Raw genomic sequence first — 18,486 nt, 5'->3', positions numbered from 1 at the left:
GCGCCTCCTTAAGCCGCGTGTGCGGCAGGAGTGGCTGCCGCAGCAATTTGGCTGATGGATTCGCTGACCTTGCCGTAGATTTCGACATCGGTACCGCACGCGGTAAAACACCGGGTGCGCGGGCTCTTTTTGCCGATGCTGAGGATGGCGGTGATGCAGGAAAGAGTGTGCGGGCGATGAACAGCCACGTGCAGAGGCAGGTCGAAGCCCATGTCGAGGCTCAGCACGCCGCCGGTGCGAATCAGTTCGAATACCCGTTGTTTGTCCTGGACGTCAAAGCGTCCGTATTGGCGATCGGCATGCGCACGATGCACCAAGTCGCTGGTGGTGCTCGGATCAAGCGGGCCGTTGGCAATCTCTTCGATGAAGTCGGCCAGCTTGAGGTGCATCTTCTTGTCGTTCGGCAGGGTCAGCGTGTGGCGTTCACTGCCCAGCTCGATGACGAAAGTGCTTTCCACTGTGCCGCGTTCGGCCTTGAGACGGAATGCCAGGCACTCGCGCTTCGGCGCTGTGCGCAGGACGTGGTTGAAGGTTTCGGTCAAGTTGACCTGTGCATTGAGCAACTGCAGGGTGCGGTTGTCGATCTTGTACTTGATCATGCCGCGTGTCCTCCGCCGTTCGGATCGACAGGAGAGGGCTGACAGGACTTGGCGACAAGCTTGGGTTTGCTGTTATGAATGACGACCAGGCAGCCCGTGGCGAGCTGCAGCTGTTCGATCAGTTTGCGATTGCTGACGCATGCAGGATGGATATGCAGGGATGCGGTGGTACGCATTGTAAAGCCTCACTGTGGTAGGAGAGTGAGGCGAGTAAACAGTTTGTTTGGTGGGTGGTCAACACATTTTGTTTGCTATGCCATCGATCTGCTGCCTAGCGGTCTAATGTAGGACCACCAAAATATGCGACCGAGGATTACAAATCGCTGAGATATTATCTTGTCAAAATCATAGTCTTCGTCTGGATATTCTTTAGAATTGAAGCTTTTCAGCGTTATACCGCTGGGGGTTTTCTCAACAAATTTGATTCGCAACAGCCCGTTGTGATCAATCGCGTACATTTCTCCGTCTACGATGCGGGTCATGCCGGTATCTATTCCTACGGTCGCTCCCAATCGAATCAAGGGTTCGGTGCTATTGCAATGATTCATAGCGAAAACTGCGTTTTGTGGATCTACCCCGCAGTCACGCATCGTATCCCGAGAAAAGCGAAGCTTAGGGCCAGTGATCTCTTGAACTTCTGCACGTGGGACCTTGCCAGGCCCATTTATAAACTCGACCTCGCGATACAGCCTCAACTCCACTTCGTCTACTTCCAGAGAGGTGCCAGGATCCCAAGGTGACCTCAACTCCAGAGCGTAAATCGGAGATCCATTTTCTGGAGGTGTGGGGGTGCGTTCCGTAGTCGATGTACGCATTGGTACATCTCTTCCTTCCAGCCATTCACGCTCTACGATCAGAGTGCGCGCGACTTCACCCGCCATGTAGGCTGGAACACCCCTCGCTTTCCAGTTCGTGATGTTCTGATCGTTCTCTAGATCGAGGATTCGAGCCAGCTGAGATCCTGTCAATCCGGACCCCTGAAGTGCTTCCCGAAATCGTTTGCCTTTGAGTTGTTGCGTCTGTTTGCTCATAAACAGGATGTTACAGCGCTTGCGTTTAAAAGATAACAAACGTATTGTTTGGTTTGTTCATTCAATTTGTTTGGTGCGGTTAACGTCATGAGTACACCTGCTCAGATTTTTGATTTGGTATTGCAGGTTGCTGAAGCTGCCGGCAAAAGTCCTTCGCAGCTTTCGCGACAGTGCAAAATCAGTCCTCAACGATTTTTCAATTGGCGACGAAGGGGTATCCCCGTTGCGCAGGTTCGACCTTTATCGAACGCTCTTGCCGGGTTGCTGCAGCCACACCAGCTTAGGCCAGACCTCCCAGAAATCTTTCCAGCGGAGTCAGTTTCAGAAAAAAACTCTGCATAGAAAAAAGGCGACCCAAGGGTCGCCCAGTTTCTCCCGATAGCATCACCACAATGCTATCGGGCCGCGATGTCAGTAGGTGCGCACACCACATGCCGCCGACCCTCATCGCGTTTCCAAGGCTCGGAAGCCTTGGTGTTGCTGCCGTTCTTACCACAGAGCTGGCAGCTGTTGCGCCAGGGGTGAACAACGGATTGTTCGCCCCGGCACGGTGCCGGTTTCGATCTAGCGGATCTAGCCGGCGTTTGGGCCTCTCCAGACCACGCGGCAAATGTATCACCAACATCTGTCGCATGGCACTGGCAACTTTTAGGATTAATGCCATGAGCCGAATCGCTCTTAGTTCTCTGGAACGGGCGCAGCGGGAAATCCTGCCGCTCGATTTAGCGCTGTACCACGCCGCTCGCGAGTACCCGGGTGGCGCTGCTGCCATCGCTGCCACGACCGGTCGTAACCCGACCACGCTGCAGCACAAACTGTCGCCGACCCACCCGAGCCACTCCATCAACATTCAGGAGTTTGGCGAGATCCTCGAACTGACCAAGGATCGCCGCATTCTGGATGCGGTGCACGCGCTGGTCGGCGACACGATCTGGCAGGAACTGGCCGACACCTACACCAACGACATGCCCGAGACCTTGACCACCGGCATCGCCGAATACTTCCGCCAGGTCGCCGATCTGGCCGAGACCTGGGCCAAGAGCATCGGCGACGGTGTGGTGACTGATCAGGAACTGGCGGCGATTCGTCTGCAGGTGTTCCGGGGTATTCAAGGTCTGCTGGGGTTGTTCAACCGCGCCACCTACGTCAACCAGACGACGCGAGGTGCTGACCGTGGCTGACATCGCCGATTTTGCCAACGATCTGGTGCAGGAACGCATCGATCAGGCCATGGCCGCGCGCAGCGCTGCCAAGGCAGAAAGCGCGGCCCATTCCTTGCTGTTCTGTGAAGCCTGTGACGATCCGATACCGGAGGCGCGTCGTCTGGCCCAGCCGGGTTGCTCGCAGTGCATCAGCTGCCAGTCCCTCTCTGAGCGGGGGATTCAGCATGCTCGATGAGGTATTGGGCCAATTCGCCGATTACGGTCTGGAGCCAGCGCAACCGCTGGTGTTCGGCAAGCTGACCCGCTGCAAGACATCGCAGGACAAGGGCAAGGAAAAGAACGGCTGGTACGTGGTTCACGAGCAGCGCACGGAGAAGGGCGACACCCTGATCTTCGGCGCCTTCGGTGACTGGCGTTCGGGCGAGACGCAGAAGATCAAGGTCAAGGCCGGCCGCATGTCCCCCGAGGAGCGCGAAGTGATGCGCGCTCGCCAGGAGGAAGCCAAGCGCCGCGCCGCCGAAATCGCGAATAACGCTGCGCGGCGGGCCGCGAAAAGGGCGCAGGGTTTGTTCGAACGCATGCCGACCACCGGGCGCAGCGACTACCTGGACCGCAAACAGATCGTCGGCATCAACGTGCGTTACGCGCCACGCACCGGTGCCGTGCTGGTCCCAATGAAGAACGCCCGTGATCAGATCATGGGCCTGCAGGTGATCTTCCCGAACAAACAGGAAGACACCGGCCGCGACAAATCCTACTGGCCCTACGGCATGGCGAAGGAGGGCACCTTTCACCTGCTCGGTCCGCACCCGGTTCCGGGCGAGCCGGTGCTGGTCTGTGAGGGTTACGCCACCGGCGCCAGCCTACACATGGCGACGTCGCTTGCGGTGGCCGTGGCCTTCGATGCGGGCAACCTGCTGGCCGTGTGCAAGGTCATGCGCGAACGCTTCGCCGGTTGCCCGCTGATCATCTGCCGCGATGACGACTGGAAAACCACCAAGCCCAACGGCGATGCCTGGAACCCGGGCGACGAGAAGGCCAGCAACGCCGCGCTGATCGTTGGTGCCCAGATCGTCGCGCCGATCTTCGCGGTCGAGCGCCACGACAAGTGGACCGACTTCAACGACCTGCACGTCGCCGAAGGCCTCGACGCAGTTCGCCGACAAGTGCTCGCGGTGGTCCGCCCACCGGCGGCCGGTGGCTGGAAAGATCAACTGGCCCGCAGTGAGAGCGGCGCCTTGATCGCGCACATGCAGAACGTCGAATTGATCCTCGCTCACGACGAACGCTGGGCCGGGGTGATCAGCTACTGCGCCTTCAGCTCGAAGATCGTCAAGTTGCGCGCGGCCCCTTATGGCGGTGGCACCGGCGAGTGGGCCGACATCGATGACGTGCGCGTGATGAAGTGGCTCGCCCAGCAGTACAACCTGCGCGTGAAGTCCTCGCACGTCATCGAGGCGGTGAGTGTCGTGGCGCACGACCACGCCTTTCACCCGGTGCGCGAGTACCTGAAAAAACTCGAGTGGGATCGCGTGCCGCGCGTGGAGCGTTGGCTGACGGATGTGATGGGGGTGAAGGAAACCGACTACACCTCCAAGGTTGGCAAACGCTGGCTGATTTCGGCCGTGGCACGGGTGATGAAGCCCGGCTGCAAGGCTGACTCGGTGATGATCCTCGAAGGCGTACAGGGTGCCGGTAAGTCGACCGCGATGAGTGTGCTCGGCGGTGAGTGGTTCATGGACACGCCGTTTGCCCTCGGCGACAAGGACGGCTTCCAGGCAATTCGCGGTAAGTGGATTGTCGAGCTCGGCGAGCTGGACAGCTTCAACAAGGCCGAGAGCACCAAGGCCAAACAGTTCTTCTCGGCGTCGACCGACACCTACCGCGAAAGCTATGGCCGCAGAACCCTGGACGTGCCACGCCAGTGTGTCTTCGTCGGCACCACCAACCAGGACGAATACCTCAAGGACGCCACCGGCAACCGCCGGTATTGGCCGGTGGCGTGTACCAAGGTCGACGTGCCGTTGCTGCGCGAGATCCGCGACCAGCTGTGGGCCGAAGCGGTGTTCTGCTTTGAGGCCGGCGACCTTTGGTGGGTCACGCGAGAGGAAGCGCCGATGTTCAGCGAGGAGCAGGACGAACGCTTTGTGGTGGACGAATGGGAAACACCGATCCTGACCTGGCTCGAAGAGTCGCAGATCGGCGAGACCACCACCGGCAGTGAAGTGATGGGTCAGGCGCTCAAGCTCGATCCCGGTCATTGGGGTAAGCCCGAGCAGATGCGCGTCGGCGCAATCCTGCACCGGCTCGGCTGGCGACGCTTCCGTCTGGGGGCGTTGAACAAGAGCGGTCAGCGGCCATGGGCGTACAAGAAACCCGAGCACTGGGGCAGGGCGTCTGCGCTGCAGCGGGACGAGTTCGAGGAGCCATGCTTCGATGATTAAGGCGATCGATATGGCCCTCAAACAATGGGCGCAGGAGCTGCACAGCGACGAGGTGGCCGCCGGTTACTCAGGCGGCAACATGGTTGCGATGATGATGGAAAGCGGCGGTCAGCTGGTGCGCGGACGGCGCGGGAGCCGAGTGCCGCTCGAGGCGTCTTTGGACATTGAGCGCATCGTCAAGAAACGCCTCGATCCCGAGCTGATGACGGTGGTGCAGGTGCATTACTTCCAGCCTGATTCGCCGTTGGCGGCACGTCTGACGCGCAGTGGCTGCACACGCAACGTCTACTACCAACGCCTGCATGACGCCCACATCGTGGTCGAGCACTTCCTCCTGGGGGAAGCGGCTTGATCGTGGGCATCCCTCTGGCTCACGCCGTCCCACCGACCTGCGCTCGTCCTACTGCTTTTGCAGTCATGGGACGGGCGCAGGCCCCGTCATTGTTGGGCTGTCCCACCGTCCCACCTTTTTTGCCTCCCGCCCGTGTATGCGTAGCGGGCACAGGTACGCGCGTTCACGCGCACGCGTGCTTTTTAAATTTCTCTCTATACACGAGAAAAGAGAAAGAAAAGTAGGACGGTGGGGCAACGCCCCAATCTGCGGGGCTTTCAGACGTCCCACCTTGTTTTTAGAAGGTGGGACGCATGGGACGCCACTGAAACAACAGAAGCAAAAGCCAGCCGGGATGAAATATTCACCGACATTCGCCAGCCGTTCACTGGGCATCACCCACATATTCACCGGATGGCATTAAACCGGTCTTGCTGCCACCAGAATACAGCTGTAAAAAGAGGCCATCTTCGATGGGTGCGACCGCAAAGCGCGGCAGGCCACCCACCACCCGACCCGGCCATAGCGCCGGGTCTTTTTGTTTGAGGGGCAGGGCAATGACGAACGAGCAACAGGCACTGGCAGAGATGCCGATCTGGTTGGTGATTGCCCTGTCATTGGTTGGCGGTGTGTCCGGCGAGATGTGGCGCGCTGACAAAGATGGGGCAAGAGGCTGGGCGTTACTGCGCCGCCTCGCACTTCGGTCCGGCGCCTGCATCGTCTGCGGCGTGTCAGCGATGATGTTGCTGTTTGGCGCGGGCCTGTCGATCTGGACAGCCGGCGCCCTGGGTTGCCTAACAGCGATGGCCGGCGCCGATGTCGCCATCGGCTTATACGAACGCTGGATGGCCAAGCGGCTGGACCTGAGCGAAGCGGAACCGAAAGCATGAGCCGGGCAGGCCGGCTAGGACGCAGATTTCACGGGTCCTCCCCGAGGCCCGCCCCCTACACGGGTTATCGAACTCGCGGATTCTCTCTAGCTGAAACGTGCGCAGGGATGTCCGTCTTTCCAAGTGGAAGACGGGGCTCAGCACTGATAACGATCACGGATGTGCAGGTTGTAATAGGCACCTTTAGACACCGCGGCCATCAAGCCATTGTGGATGGCCGATGGGACGCCGCAGAAATCGTAAGAGTGACCCTGTTCAAAGCGGATCCTCATTCGTCTCGTTGCTGGATCGTAGCCAACGGCGGTCATCGCACTGGAACGCACGGCAATCATTTCCATGACATCTCTCCCTCTGACGGATCGTCCACTGATGCTAGTCGAGCGAGGCGGATCTGCAGCCCAGGCCACCGAAAAGTCGCCGGGGACCCTGGGGACTTCCAAAGGACACGGGGTCGGAAACCCGCGGGATCGTGTTAGTGGGAGGCCCGCCAGCTTACTGAAATTTCAACCCACTGAAATCTTGAAAGGATTCATTGAAAAGCCGCTGAAGAGGAGGGCTTATGAACACAGTCACTTACCTGTCCAAGAGCGCCTTCGCCGCGCACATTGGTCGCTCACCAAGTTACATCACCTGGCTGAAAGAGAATGGCCGCCTGGTGCTCTCACCCAATGGCAAGCAGGTCGACGTGCTGGCCACTGAAGCGCTGATCCGCGATACCGCCGATCCGAGCAAAGCTGCCGTTGCTGCTCGCCACCAACAGGAGCGGCTTCAGCGTGATGTGTACAGCCACGTCGCTGCACAATCCGAGCCGACGAACATGGCTGCGCCGTCGCCCGCTGATCCTGCACAAGGGCAGACCCCGGACTTTCAGAAAGCGCGTGCGCATCGCGAGCACTACCTGGCGCGCATGGCAGAGATGGAGTTTCGCAAGGCGCAGGGCGAACTGGTGGAGATCAGCTTTGTGCAGAAGGCTGCGTATGAGACGGCACGCTCGCTCAACCAGTCGCTGATGAGCCTATCGCCGCAACTGGCACCCCAGCTAGCTGCGCTGTCGGATGCATGGGAGGTAGAGCGGCAATTGACCGCTGCGCTACGCCAGCGACTCAACGAAGCGGCTCAAGTGTCCAGCGACGATTTTGGATTTGCGCTGGACGTCTGCTAACGAATGCGCTAGTTGGAGTTCATTCGGCTAAAAGGTTCCGGAAGAAGAGGGTACTGAGAACCACGCATTTGCTTGAAGGCATGTTCCATAGATAGAATGCGATTCATTATCAATTGTGTATTTTTGCGGAATGCCGATGCGCAGCGACGAAACACTAGGTACTGCAGATCTAGGGCTGCTCTATCGCACCCATCATTCGTGGTTACATGGCTGGCTGATCCGACGCATTGGCTGTCGCGATAACGCGGCAGATCTGGCGCAAGACACTTTCGTGCGTCTGCTCAAATCCCGTCAATTCGGCCCCTTGCGCGAACCCCGTGCCTATCTGAGCAGCATCGCCCGCGGACTGATGATTGATCAGTATCGTCGTCGCGAACTTGAGCGTGCCTATCTGGAAAGCGTCGCGTTGCTGCCTCAACACGAGGTTCCCTCGGAAGAAAGCCGGCTGATGATTCTTGATGCGCTCGAGCGCATAGACCGCATGCTCGATAAGCTTAAACCGAGAGTTCGCCAGGCGTTTTTATTTGCCCGCCTCGACGGTCTGACCTGCGCGCAAATAGCCGAAAAGCTGGATGTTTCCCGCGCGACAGTGGAACGCGACCTGGCCACGGCCCTGCAACACTGCTATCGCTTGCGTTATGTCGAGGCGTGAGTCGCAGGCGCTGGATCCGGTTATTGTCGAGCAGGCGATCCAATGGCTGGTACGCCTTCGCTTCGATCAAGCCGATGAACAAACACAGCGCACTTTTGAGCACTGGCTGCAACAGCGTCCAGAGCATGTGTTGGCATGGCAGCGCGTGGAAACGCTGGGGGATGAATTCGCAGGCGTACCAACTCAATTAGCCCGGCAAACCCTGAATGGCACCCAACATGGAATGCGACGGCGGGAAAGCCTGAAGCTACTGGGCATATTGGCTACCGTAGGCACTGCAGCCTGGCTTGGCCGCGACTACACGCCTGTGCCGGCGATGCTTGCGCAGCAGCGCAGTAGCACCGGCGAGCAACGACGCTTCCAGCTCGATGATGGCAGCCTTATCCAGCTCAATAGCGATAGCGCCGTCGACAGCGATTTTGACGACCAGCAACGCCTGCTCATCTTGCGCCGGGGGGAAATCATCGTGAATGTCGGCGCGGATCAACGTTCACCTCAGGCGCGACCGTTCTGGGTGCAGACACGCGACGGGGTCATGCGTGCCCAGAGTCGCCGATTTCTGACACGCGAACGTGATGATGGCACGCTGGTCGCGGCGCAGGAGGGATCGGTCACGGTGTTCCCCGGCTCCAGTCAAACTATTGCGAGCCGCAGCGTCCAGGCAGGCAATCAGCTGCTATTCACATCAAGCGGCGCCCGAATGTTCAAGGACAACGGCCTTGATCTATGGAGCTGGGGGGATGGGGTGATCAGTGCGCGCAATATGCGCCTCAGTGATTTCATTGTGGAGTTGTCGCGTTATCGCCCCGGGGTACTGCGCTGCGCCGAAGAGGTCGCTGATCGTCGCGTTTCGGGCACTTTCCAGCTTGCCGACAACGATCAAGTCCTAGCATTGATCGCGCAGTCACTGCGCTTGTACGTTGATTATCGGACCCGTTATTGGGTAACCGTTACCGCTGCCACCTGAGTCCATCAGAACCTAGTCTCACCTGAAAAAATAATGAGGTGGTTTCTCATTCTCGTTCGACCTCTAAGAAAGGCCGGAATACAGGCCAGTCTGCCGATGTTCTTTCTTGGAGCGAGAAAATGAGTTCGTCCCCGGTTTCACAGCGCCATCCACTCAATCGTGCCTTACAGGGTGCGATGTTGGGATTGATCGTGAGCAGCTACGCATTGCCGTTGCTGGCGCAAACGTCGAGTGCTGACCACAGCAACCCAGTCAAACAGTGGAACATCGCTGGCGGCCCACTGGCGCCGGCGCTTGACCAATTTGCGCGTGAAGCTGGCATCAGTCTTTCCTTCGACGCGTCAAGCGTAGCGAACCGCACCACGGCTGGCGTAAATGGCACGCTCGAAACATCGGCAGCCCTGTCATCGTTGTTGCAAGGGAGCGAATTGCAGATCAAACAGCAAGGCCCGAATGCCTACCTGCTGGTTCCTCAAGCAAAGCCCGCCGGTCCGCTGGAACTCGACGCAACGTCCGTCGAGGACTACCGCCTTGCGCCCCTCATCATCAATGCCAAGGTTAGGGTCAGTGCCGACGACGACGCCAACTCGGTGGTCGCCAAGGAACTCTGGGTTGGCGGCAAGGTGGTGACCAGCATTCTCAACACACCTGCATCGGTGTCGGTTGTTACCAACAAGGAAATGCAGCAACGCAGCGTCAGTACCACGGAAGAGGCATTGCAATACACGCCGGGCGTGGTCAGTGACTTCTATGGTACGGATGACCGCAACGACTATTTCCAGATCCGCGGTTTCCAAGCCACCACCTACCGTGATGGCTTGACCCTAAGTTCGATGCGCGGTGTACGCGAAGATCCTTTCGCCTATGAGCGCATCGAGATTCTGCGTGGCGCCAACTCCACGCTGTTTGGCCCGGCTGACCCGGGCGGCTCGGTGAACTTCGTGACCAAGCAGCCACGCTTTGAGCAGTTCGGCCAGGGCTATGTGACCTACGGTTCCTTTGACCATGTCGAGACTGGCATCGATGTGGGCGATGCTCTGAACGACGAAAAAACCCTGGCTGGCCGCTTCACTGCCAAAGGCCAAAACAGCGACCGCGAGTACAACCACTCGCAGGACGACAACCGCTTGGTGATGGGTGGCCTCACCTGGGCACCAACAGATTACACGTCGGCCACCATGATTCTGGACTATCTGAAAACCGACAGTTCGCCCAACAGTGGCGGATATCCGCTGGACAAGGAATACGACCGCAGCAAGTTTTATGGTGAGCCCAGCTACAACTTTCACAATGTCGAGCGCACCAGCCTAAGCGGCAACGTAACCCATGATTTCGACAACGGCTTTGTACTGCGCAGCAACCTGCGTTACAGCAAGTTGACCGATGATTTTGGCTACGTGTACCTCAGCGACAGTGCCGCACGCGTCGGCACTACGGTTGACCGCTTTCTCTTTGGAACGGACACCGAAGCCGACCAGTTCAACGGCAATCTGATGCTGCAATACGATGCCCGCTTCGAGAACATCGACAGCAGCAGCCTGGTGGGCGTGGAATACCTCGATTCGACCACCAAGGAAAGCTCGGTCTACGCCCCGACCACCTCGATTGACGTTGCCAACCCTGTATTTACAGGCGTTTCCCGCTCGATTACACCGTATGCCGTCAACAAACGGGACGCGACCACCAAGGCCGTATTCCTTCAGCAGAACCTGTCGTTCTACGAGCGTTTCATCGTCACCGGTGGTGTGCGCAACGACTCCATGGATCTGACCAGCAAAGGCTTGCAGTCCAGTGAGAAAGACAACTTCTCCGAAACCTCCTATCGCGGTGCGCTGACTTACATCGTCAACGATGAAGTTTCCACCTACGTGAGCATGGTGGAGTCCGTCTCGCCGCCGCAGGTAGGCGTAACACCGCAGACGGGCCGGCAGTACGAAGTGGGCGTGAAGTATGCGCCGATGGGGATGGACGCCCTGTTCTCCGCAGCCGTTTATGACTTGACCCAGGAAAACGTCACCATTGCTGTGGTGCTTCCGAGCGGCATCATTGAGCAGCAGACGGTGGGCGAATCGCGGGCGCGTGGCCTCGACCTTGAGGCCAAGGCGCAGGTGACGCAGAACCTTAGCCTGATCGGCGGCTATTCCTACATGGAGTCCGAGGTCCTGCGCGGATCGTTGTACGACGGCAGCTCCCTCAAGGGTAATGAGTTCACCACGGCACCCAAGCATTCTGCTTCGCTCTGGAGCTACTACGACGTTCCCGGTACCGATGTAAGCCTGGGCTTGGGTGCGCGCTACGTCGGCGCTTATTACTTCGATGCAGCCAACACCGGCAAAAGCGATGGCACCACGCTGTTCGACGCTGCCTTCAACTACAAGATCGCCAAGGGCACCGACCTGGCGGTGAACGTCAGCAACCTGCTGGATGAGCAGCACGTGGTCGGCTCCGGCACTGCGAATTTCTATAATCCGGGTCGCGAAATTACCGCCAAAGTGAGTTACAACTGGTAAGCAGGCGCGTCAGCCTTTTTCCCAAATAGGGAGCGGTGCCCGCTTTACTCCGGGCACCGTCAACTTGGCCGTTAACCGGAGAGGCAAAAAGTGAAGGCGTGCGACTTCTATTGTATTGCGCGCCGGCAGGTAGCTATTCGCTGTAAGCGCAACATAACAGACATGAAATCGGTGTGGTTTTGAGTGTCGACTTTCGGTCAATAACGGACGTTCGCCCGCGCCCACTACCGGCCAATAGCAGCCTGTGAAACAAGCGCTCCCTCGGCACATTATCCCAACAGCTTCCACGACGGCTCATGCTCTGTCGCATGCGGTAACGCCTCCAACCCTTCGGCTGGGGGCGGCAAGGATCATTTGACCACAGTCACCGGCCCATGGTCGTCGCAATGATCGCCATGGGGGTGGTGCAGGTGGCCGTTGACCAGATAATCGACATGGTCGCCGTGGGGTACCGCCTCATGGCCGCAACCCGGGCCATGAACGTGGTCGGCGGAATGCCCGCCACATTGGTGGCTGGGGGTACAGCGGTCAGGGTTCTGGCCGTTGGTTTCCAGTGAGTGTTCGTCGACATGATCGCCATGCACGTGATGCAAGTGTCCGTCATGCAAGTAATCGACATGTCCATTGTGTTCGATTGCCGTATGGCCGCAGCCCGGCTTGTGCTGATGGTCATGGTGTGGATGCTGGTTGCAGGTACCCATTTCGTACTCCTTTAACGAATACCGAGACTTCAGGGTAGTTGCCGAGCGGGGCGGCGTCTAACGGCTGGGTCGACCGTCGATCTTATGGCTGGGAGTGTCTCCCGTGCCTCGGCCGAAATGACCGAGGCACGATGCAAGTATTACTCGTGATGTGGCTCCCCCAGGAACGTCAGCGAACTGAACAGACTCTGCTGGGCCACGGGGCCGCCTTCTGCGAGTGGCAGGGTGGCTTGGGCCGCGATGATGTTGAGGCCCTCGTTACGTACAGTGATGCGTGCCTTGCCTTGCTTGTCAGTGGTGGCGCTGACGTGGTGAGGCGCGCCTCGGTAGTCCCCTTGCAGTGGTATATCCACAGCCGGTTCTCCGTCGAGCAGCACCTGCACTTCCAGCGTCTTCCCAGGCCCAACTTGCACGGGGTCGCTCAGGGGGACGATCGCCAAACGCAGCATGTCCAATTTCGGCAGGCGGGCATCGCGCTGGTAAATGGCCAGGCTGTACTTGAAACTGTGGGTGGAGGCGATCGCATCCTTGACCTGGGTGCGGTCCTGATTGACCCATTGCTTGTCCGGGCGCTGGGACCAAGGCCCGTTGTCCAACAGCACGGCAAGTGCCGCAGGTGAGGTAAGCGGTCGCAGCACCGCATGATCCGCCAGGCGCTCGACGGTGACCGGGATCATCTTCCCGGCTGGGTCGAACGCCCAGGCGCGCTTGATCTTCTCCGCCTTGTAGGCGTTGTCCTCGGCACCGTGGCCGTACACTGCCTCGATGTTGCCGCGTCGCTGCTCGGTCCACAGGCCGTGGGCACTGGCGTTGGCGCTGATCACAAACGCCACCAAGGTGGCTACTTTCAACGATGGATGCATGATAGGTCCTCTGCTCAAAGATTCAGGGTCAGGCTCACACTGAAGTTGCGTGGCTCCCCGGGCAGCACCCAGGAACTGTTGTACGAGCGTTCGTAGTACTTGCGATCGAACAGGTTGTTGAGGTTCAGGCCGACGGTGACCTGTTCGCTGGCCTTGTAGTGCGCCAACAGGTCGACAGTGCTGTAAGAGTCCAGGGTGAAGTTGCTGCCAGCCTGGCCGGAGCGTTCGCCGACGTAGTTGACCGCTGCGCCCACGTCCGAGCCGCGCAGGGCGCCGTTCTGGAATTCATACACACTCATCAGACTGCCGCTGTTGCGGGCGATGCCCAGCAGGTCGCTGCCCTTCGGCAGGGCCGCGTCGCCCTTGGTGACTTCGGCGTCGATATAGGCATAGGCACCGATCACCCGCAGCGCGTCGGTTAGCTGGCCGCTGAACTGCAGGTCCAGGCCCTGGCTGCGCGCCTCGCCGGCCGCCACGCTCTCGCCAAGGGCATCGTTGGTGATGACGTTCTCCTTGTCGATGTGGAACAGGGCGATGGTTGCCCCCACGCGGCTGTCGAGCAGGTCGAGCTTGAACCCGGTCTCGTAACCCAGGCCCTTTTCAGGTTTGTACACTTGGCCTTGAGTGCCGATGGTGTTGGGTTTGAACGAGGTGGATGCGTTGGCGAACACACCCACTTGCGGGGTCAGTTGATACAAGACCCCGATGCGCGGTGTGACGACGTCCTTTTACTGGCTGTTGCTGACGCCGGTGGCGCGGTTTTGCGAAATCTGTTCGACGCGTTCCAGGCGCACGCCCAGCAACCCGCGAAGCCGTTCGGTGAACGTGATCTGGTCTTGCAGGTTGAGCGCATAGCTCTCGGTGTGCTCGAAAAAGTCGTTGGGCCGGGTGATGGCTGGCTTCGGCTTGCCGTAGACCGGGTTGTAGATGTCCAGCCCATATCCTGCGGAGGTGGCAGTTTGTGGGTACTTCTGGCTGTTGCGGTAGTTTTCGTACTCCAGCCCGACCAGGGTCTGATGCTGCCAGCCGCCCAGTTCGACTTGGCCGTGCAGCTCGGCCTGGGTGATGTTGTCGTTCCATTCGAAGTCGCGTTCGCGATAGAAACGCGTGATGGTGGTACCGAGAAGGGCCTGGGGTTCGGAGCTGTTGCCCTTGAGCGTTCCTTGGGTGTAGTGATTGGCCAGGCGCAGCTTCCAGTTGTCGTTGAGCACGTGTTCCAGGGCGACGTCGAGTGACTGGTTGTCGTTGCGGATCTCGCCGTCATTTGGCTCGCCAAGAAAGGTCGAGCGCTTGATCGAGCCCATTTCGCCGTTGACCGCCGGAATGCCGCGGTCGAACACCGACTCGGTGCGGGAAAATTCAGTGTCGATCATCAGCTGGGTGTCGGGAGACAGTTGCCAGCTCAGGGAGGGGCTGACGATACGGCGTTCGCTGCCGACATGATCACGGAAGCTGTCGTTGTCCTCGACCGCCAGGTTGATCCGACCGAGCAGATTGCCTTCGCTGTCCAGCGGCGAGTTGGCGTCCAGAGCAGTGCGGTAGCGGTCCCAGCTGCCTGCGCTGAGGGTGAAGTTGCTGAAGGCTTCGGCCTGGGGGCGCTTGGTGACGATGTTGACCAGTCCGCCAGGGTCGCCACGGCCGTAGAGGCTGGCAGCAGGGCCTTTGAGCACTTCGATGCGCTCGATGTTGAATGTATCGGGCGCGCTATAGCTACCGCGGTTGATGGCGAAACCGTTCTTATACAGCTCGCCGGTGGTAAAGCCGCGAACGCTGTAGTTAAGGAAGGTCAGGCCGCCGAAGTTGTTCTGCCGCGAAACCCCACCGGCAAAGTCCAGGGCGCGGTCGATGCGGGTGGTGTTGAGGTCCTTGATTACCTGCGCGGGTACCACGTCGATGCTCTGCGGCGTGTCGCGAATGTCGGTATCGGTTCGGGTCGCCGTGGCCGAGCGGTTGGCGCGATAGCCTTGCACCGGCCCATCGGCGCGTTCTTCGAGGTAGGCATCGGAGATTGAAATTTCGTTCAATATCAATGGTTCGACCGCAGAAACAGGCTGGCCGAGCAAGCCCAGGGTTAGGCCGGCCAGAAGGGGAGTACGACGATTCGAGTAAACTTTCCATTTTTGCACGATATAGCGTTGCATTTTATAGCCTGTCCTGAGTGGGCACTTGCTTGTCTGTCCTGATTTGACTGGCGTGCGCACCTGAAGTGGGCGACACAACCTGGAGCGTTTAACGCTGACACCGGAAGCTCGCCTGACGCGCAGGCGGGTCACGACAGCGATCCGTCATGTTTCAGGTGTAACAACTGAACCCTGATGAAGAAAATTTCATCCGGTGCGTGTGCATGTTATATTATGTAATAACGTAACGATAGCGGGGAGGCGCGCAGCCTTATTTGCAAATGATTCGCGTTATGTGTGCAATGTTATTCCGTAACTTAAGGAGCTTCTCATGAAACCCGGCATCCACCCTGACTACCGTCCAGTGTTGTTCCACGACACTTCGGCCAACGTGTTCTTCCTCATCGGTTCGACAGCCGAAACCGACCGTACTCACCAGCATGTCGATGGCAAGACCTATCCCTACGTCCAACTGGACGTGTCGAGCGCCTCGCACCCGGTGTATACCGGCCAGCAACGTCAGGCCACAACCGAAGGTCGCATAGCTAACTTCAACAAACGTTTTTCCGGATTTGGCGGCAAACCATCGTAAGCGGCTGACTAGACAGGAAGGAGGTATCGCTTCAGCGCACTCTGGAGGCGACAGTACGCAATGTTGCACTTCAGAGGCGGCGGGATCGGCTGTGGCTTCTCGATTCGGTTCTTGCGCACTACCAGTGGACGCTGTTCGTGCACCACCGTATGCCCCCCCGAGTTTTCACGACCTTGGTTTCCGGGCATCTGGTCTGGCATAAAGGCCGGCTGGTCGAGGGCTGCCAATGCTTGCCGCTGGCCTCCAGTTCCCGACGCGGCTGCCTATCCCTCTTTACATTGACGTGAGTACATCTGCAATGACCGAGCAAGAGCTGCTATCCCAACCTGAAGACGCTTATATGGATGCTGAGCAGCAAACGTTTTTCCGTGAGTTGCTGCATGCTCAACGCAGGGAACTTCAACAACGCATCGCTGAAGAGTTCGAAGTAATCCGCGACTTCGAGCCCAGCAGTGATCCCTCCGACATCGGCACCGCGGAGGAGCATCGTCAGTGGCAATTGAGGCTGCTGGAGCGGGAGAAGAAACTGCTGGACAAGATCGACGAGGCTTTGGAGCGTGTAGCCCGTGGCGAGTATGGTTGGTGCCAGGAAACCGGCGAAGCGATCGGTCTCAAGCGTTTGTTGCTTAGGCCAACTGCTACCTTGTGCGTAGAAGCTAAGGAACGCCAGGAAAGACATGAGCGGCATATGCGTGACAATTGATGTAGCCGGTTGTTGGATGGAAACAATGGCGCAAGTATTTCATTAATAATCTCTTGAGCTTGCCCATGTATATCTTGTTGTCGCTCAAACAGGCCAAGCATTGTCACGAGAACTGCCAAGTGGTCAGACGATGTCCAGATACTCGGTTTCGTAAGGGAGAGTGCGCTGGACCGAAAGCGGCCTTTTGAGAAAGGCGACTATTGGCCGAAAGGTGCCACTATAAAACGTCCGCTATTGGCCGATAGCTGGCGCTCAGGAACGGCGTTTTCGGCCAATAGCCTAGCTAGCGCTGGTCACAACTCCACACTGAATCCGCGCAGGCCCACGCTGTCGGCAAAGCGTCCGACTGCCGTTAGGCCGGCCCAGGTGCGTAGCGTCTGACGGCGCGAGCGCACCGGCACCCAGCGGGCACCGCTGCTGCTTAGGCGAATCGACAAACCCCACGTGAGACCACTATCGACCTTGGCCACTAGGCATTCGCGCCCCGCGTGCTGTTCGACCGGGGCCCGCAACATCTCTTCGTGAATGCCGTTACCGATCACTGTGCATCCTCCTGCCGACGCGCCGTGGTAGCAACGTCGAAGATTTCATACAGCGCCTTGATGCTCGTCGCGTCCAGCACTTCGACCGTCTCCAATCCCAGGACAAACCCTGCGGCGCGATCACTGGCCCGCCACAGCTCGTCAGCGCCGGCGGCCTGGCTGATGCGGGCCAGGAGTTTGAGAGTCTGGATCTTCACTGCCGGCGGCAGATCCAGTGCCGCCAATGCTTCAGTCATGTTCACCCCCATGTCCAGCCTTTGAGATTTGGCGGCGGTTCAATTGGCAATTCGTACGGCTCAACCGTGATCAACAGCCAGCCGCCACCGGGCGGATTGCTGCCGTCGATGATCGGACTTCGCAGCAGTAAGCCGTCGGGCAACATCAGTTGCAGGGCATTGGCTTCTTTGGGGTCTTGGAGGTAGCGGTCGAATTCCACGCGAACGTGTTTCGGGTCGACCTTGCAGATACGGACGTTCAATTCGTAAGTGGTCAGCTGTTCGCTGGCTGCCCTTGGTACAGGGCTAGCACACCGACGGTCGCCAATCCTTCATAGGTATAGGACATTAGCGCCGTTCCTTTTCGCGAGTGAACGGCCCCTCATATAACCGAACCGTCAGGTGATGGTAGACCAGTCCTGGCGGGGGTGGTTTCCGCGGCCCCACAAAAAGGCCCCCGCATCGGGGCTCATGTGTGACCGGGCTCAGGTGTGGGAGGGCTTTTGAACATAAACGGCGTTCTGTCTACCGATCGCCGGAGGCCTCAATCGACCTACAGCGGTCACTAGGAAATGTCTACAAGACCTAGTGCTGTTTACCACCTATGACAAAAACCTTCATGAACAGTGCTTCCAATTAGGATGTATCATTTTGTTACGAATTGGGAAAGCCGGTGTAAATCCGGTGCGGTCGCGCCACTGTAATCAATCCATGAAAGCCAGACCCCATATCGTCAAGCCCGCAATCCTGCCCGAACGCGTTATTCTCAGGAGACTTCTTATGTCCGCCTCCGTTGCTACACCCGAAAGTGATTTGTCACTTCCCACCCTTCCTTTGAGTGAAGTTCTGCCCTGGGCCCTGTTTGCGGGGCTGTTGATGCTGCTTGCGATCTATTTCGTCGGGGCGGAGCAGGGCGCTACTTCGCTGATCTCCGGAATGTATGTGCATGAGTTTGTGCATGACGGCCGCCACCTGCTTGGCTTTCCTTGCCACTGACGCTG

Annotated in this window: 21 protein-coding genes, 1 pseudogene and 1 riboswitch; of the genes and pseudogenes, 12 read left to right on the top strand and 10 right to left on the bottom strand. The window is 58.7% G+C overall.

Annotated features, from left to right (window positions below; translation table 11 throughout):
- Positions 1–8: 8 nt before the first annotated feature.
- From U862_RS0122580 to U862_RS0122570, 3 genes are all read right to left on the bottom strand, one after another.
- Entirely contained in the window at positions 9–599 is a 591-nt protein-coding gene (locus U862_RS0122580; protein WP_025112493.1) for a hypothetical protein, read from the bottom strand.
- On the bottom strand, positions 596–775 hold the full coding sequence (locus U862_RS29800; protein ID WP_081794912.1) for a hypothetical protein: 180 nt from the start codon (positions 773–775) through the stop codon (positions 596–598). The genes U862_RS0122580 and U862_RS29800 overlap by 4 nt, the downstream gene beginning before the upstream one ends.
- Positions 776–850: 75 nt before the next feature.
- On the bottom strand, positions 851–1,630 hold the full coding sequence (locus U862_RS0122570; RefSeq protein ID WP_025112491.1) for a S24 family peptidase: 780 nt from the start codon (positions 1,628–1,630) through the stop codon (positions 851–853).
- A gap of 662 nt (positions 1,631–2,292) precedes the next feature.
- Between U862_RS0122570 and U862_RS0122565 the strand changes: the two genes are divergently transcribed.
- From U862_RS0122565 to U862_RS0122545, 5 genes are all read left to right on the top strand, one after another.
- Positions 2,293–2,811, top strand: a complete 519-nt coding sequence (locus U862_RS0122565; protein ID WP_025112490.1) for a phage regulatory CII family protein — start codon at positions 2,293–2,295, stop codon at positions 2,809–2,811.
- Positions 2,804–3,028, top strand: coding sequence for a TraR/DksA family transcriptional regulator (locus U862_RS0122560; protein WP_008080171.1), 225 nt, complete (start codon positions 2,804–2,806; stop codon positions 3,026–3,028). The genes U862_RS0122565 and U862_RS0122560 overlap by 8 nt, the downstream gene beginning before the upstream one ends.
- Positions 3,018–5,237, top strand: coding sequence for a VapE domain-containing protein (locus U862_RS0122555; RefSeq protein WP_025112489.1), 2,220 nt, complete (start codon positions 3,018–3,020; stop codon positions 5,235–5,237). Before U862_RS0122560 ends, U862_RS0122555 begins: the two co-directional genes overlap by 11 nt.
- On the top strand, positions 5,230–5,589 hold the full coding sequence (locus tag U862_RS0122550) for a hypothetical protein (RefSeq protein ID WP_025112488.1): 360 nt from the start codon (positions 5,230–5,232) through the stop codon (positions 5,587–5,589). The genes U862_RS0122555 and U862_RS0122550 overlap by 8 nt, the downstream gene beginning before the upstream one ends.
- A 536-nt stretch (positions 5,590–6,125) precedes the next feature.
- On the top strand, positions 6,126–6,458 hold the full coding sequence (locus U862_RS0122545; protein ID WP_025112487.1) for a phage holin family protein: 333 nt from the start codon (positions 6,126–6,128) through the stop codon (positions 6,456–6,458).
- 137 nt (positions 6,459–6,595) lie between these two features.
- Here the strand turns inward: U862_RS0122545 and U862_RS0122540 are convergent, their stop codons facing one another.
- Complete coding sequence (locus tag U862_RS0122540; protein WP_025112486.1) at positions 6,596–6,796, bottom strand: KTSC domain-containing protein; 201 nt, start codon at positions 6,794–6,796, stop codon at positions 6,596–6,598.
- A 221-nt stretch (positions 6,797–7,017) separates the two neighbouring features.
- On the opposite strand from U862_RS0122540, the gene U862_RS0122535 reads away from it, so the two are divergent.
- The 4 genes from U862_RS0122535 (at position 7,018) to U862_RS0122520 (ending at position 11,749) form a co-directional block, all read left to right on the top strand.
- Positions 7,018–7,620, top strand: a complete 603-nt coding sequence (locus U862_RS0122535; RefSeq protein WP_025112485.1) for a hypothetical protein — start codon at positions 7,018–7,020, stop codon at positions 7,618–7,620.
- Between the two features lie 136 nt (positions 7,621–7,756).
- Positions 7,757–8,272: a sigma-70 family RNA polymerase sigma factor gene (locus U862_RS0122530; RefSeq protein WP_025112484.1), complete on the top strand. Its 516-nt coding sequence runs from the start codon at positions 7,757–7,759 to the stop codon at positions 8,270–8,272.
- A complete protein-coding gene (locus U862_RS0122525; protein ID WP_025112483.1) occupies positions 8,259–9,239 on the top strand; it encodes a FecR domain-containing protein in 981 nt (326 codons plus the stop codon). The genes U862_RS0122530 and U862_RS0122525 overlap by 14 nt, the downstream gene beginning before the upstream one ends.
- 119 nt (positions 9,240–9,358) lie before the next feature.
- Positions 9,359–11,749, top strand: a complete 2,391-nt coding sequence (locus U862_RS0122520) for a TonB-dependent siderophore receptor (RefSeq protein ID WP_025112482.1) — start codon at positions 9,359–9,361, stop codon at positions 11,747–11,749.
- Positions 11,750–12,099: 350 nt separating this feature from the next.
- Here U862_RS0122520 and U862_RS29795 read toward each other — a convergent pair whose 3' ends face one another.
- The 3 genes and pseudogenes from U862_RS29795 to U862_RS0122500 form a co-directional block, all read right to left on the bottom strand.
- Positions 12,100–12,450 (bottom strand): hypothetical protein, encoded by a 351-nt coding sequence (locus tag U862_RS29795; protein ID WP_081794911.1) that lies wholly within the window; start codon positions 12,448–12,450, stop codon positions 12,100–12,102.
- Positions 12,451–12,590: 140 nt separating this feature from the next.
- Complete coding sequence (locus U862_RS0122505) at positions 12,591–13,313, bottom strand: DUF4198 domain-containing protein (protein WP_025112480.1); 723 nt, start codon at positions 13,311–13,313, stop codon at positions 12,591–12,593.
- Between the two features lie 14 nt (positions 13,314–13,327).
- Positions 13,328–15,454, bottom strand: a pseudogene (locus tag U862_RS0122500) (TonB-dependent siderophore receptor).
- Between the two features lie 310 nt (positions 15,455–15,764).
- On the opposite strand from U862_RS0122500, the gene U862_RS0122495 reads away from it, so the two are divergent.
- Together U862_RS0122495 and dksA are read left to right on the top strand one after the other, a co-directional pair.
- Positions 15,765–16,025 carry a type B 50S ribosomal protein L31 gene (locus U862_RS0122495; RefSeq protein WP_025112479.1) on the top strand — a complete coding sequence of 87 codons (261 nt, stop codon included), beginning with the start codon at positions 15,765–15,767 and terminating at the stop codon, positions 16,023–16,025.
- 298 nt (positions 16,026–16,323) lie between these two features.
- Complete coding sequence (dksA, locus tag U862_RS0122490) at positions 16,324–16,728, top strand: RNA polymerase-binding protein DksA (RefSeq protein WP_025112478.1); 405 nt, start codon at positions 16,324–16,326, stop codon at positions 16,726–16,728.
- Positions 16,729–17,021: 293 nt separating this feature from the next.
- Here dksA and U862_RS0122485 read toward each other — a convergent pair whose 3' ends face one another.
- The 3 genes from U862_RS0122485 to U862_RS31220 are packed head-to-tail and all read right to left on the bottom strand — an operon-like array spanning position 17,022 to position 17,706.
- Positions 17,022–17,270 carry a hypothetical protein gene (locus tag U862_RS0122485; protein WP_025112477.1) on the bottom strand — a complete coding sequence of 83 codons (249 nt, stop codon included), beginning with the start codon at positions 17,268–17,270 and terminating at the stop codon, positions 17,022–17,024.
- Positions 17,267–17,506, bottom strand: a complete 240-nt coding sequence (locus tag U862_RS0122480; RefSeq protein WP_025112476.1) for a hypothetical protein — start codon at positions 17,504–17,506, stop codon at positions 17,267–17,269. Before U862_RS0122480 ends, U862_RS0122485 begins: the two co-directional genes overlap by 4 nt.
- 2 nt (positions 17,507–17,508) lie before the next feature.
- Positions 17,509–17,706 (bottom strand): hypothetical protein, encoded by a 198-nt coding sequence (locus tag U862_RS31220; protein WP_256214726.1) that lies wholly within the window; start codon positions 17,704–17,706, stop codon positions 17,509–17,511.
- 401 nt (positions 17,707–18,107) lie between these two features.
- Positions 18,108–18,230: riboswitch (cobalamin riboswitch) on the top strand.
- A 35-nt stretch (positions 18,231–18,265) separates the two neighbouring features.
- Between U862_RS31220 and U862_RS0122470 the strand changes: the two genes are divergently transcribed.
- The gene (locus U862_RS0122470) at positions 18,266–18,481 is read left to right on the top strand and encodes a CbtB domain-containing protein (RefSeq protein ID WP_025112474.1); all 216 of its coding nucleotides are present in this window, start codon (positions 18,266–18,268) and stop codon (positions 18,479–18,481) included.
- Positions 18,482–18,486: the final 5 nt, after the last annotated feature.

This window comes from Pseudomonas sp. H1h (assembly GCF_000633255.1).
Taxonomy (GTDB): domain Bacteria; phylum Pseudomonadota; class Gammaproteobacteria; order Pseudomonadales; family Pseudomonadaceae; genus Aquipseudomonas.
This window is presented reverse-complemented; position numbering and strand designations above follow the sequence as displayed.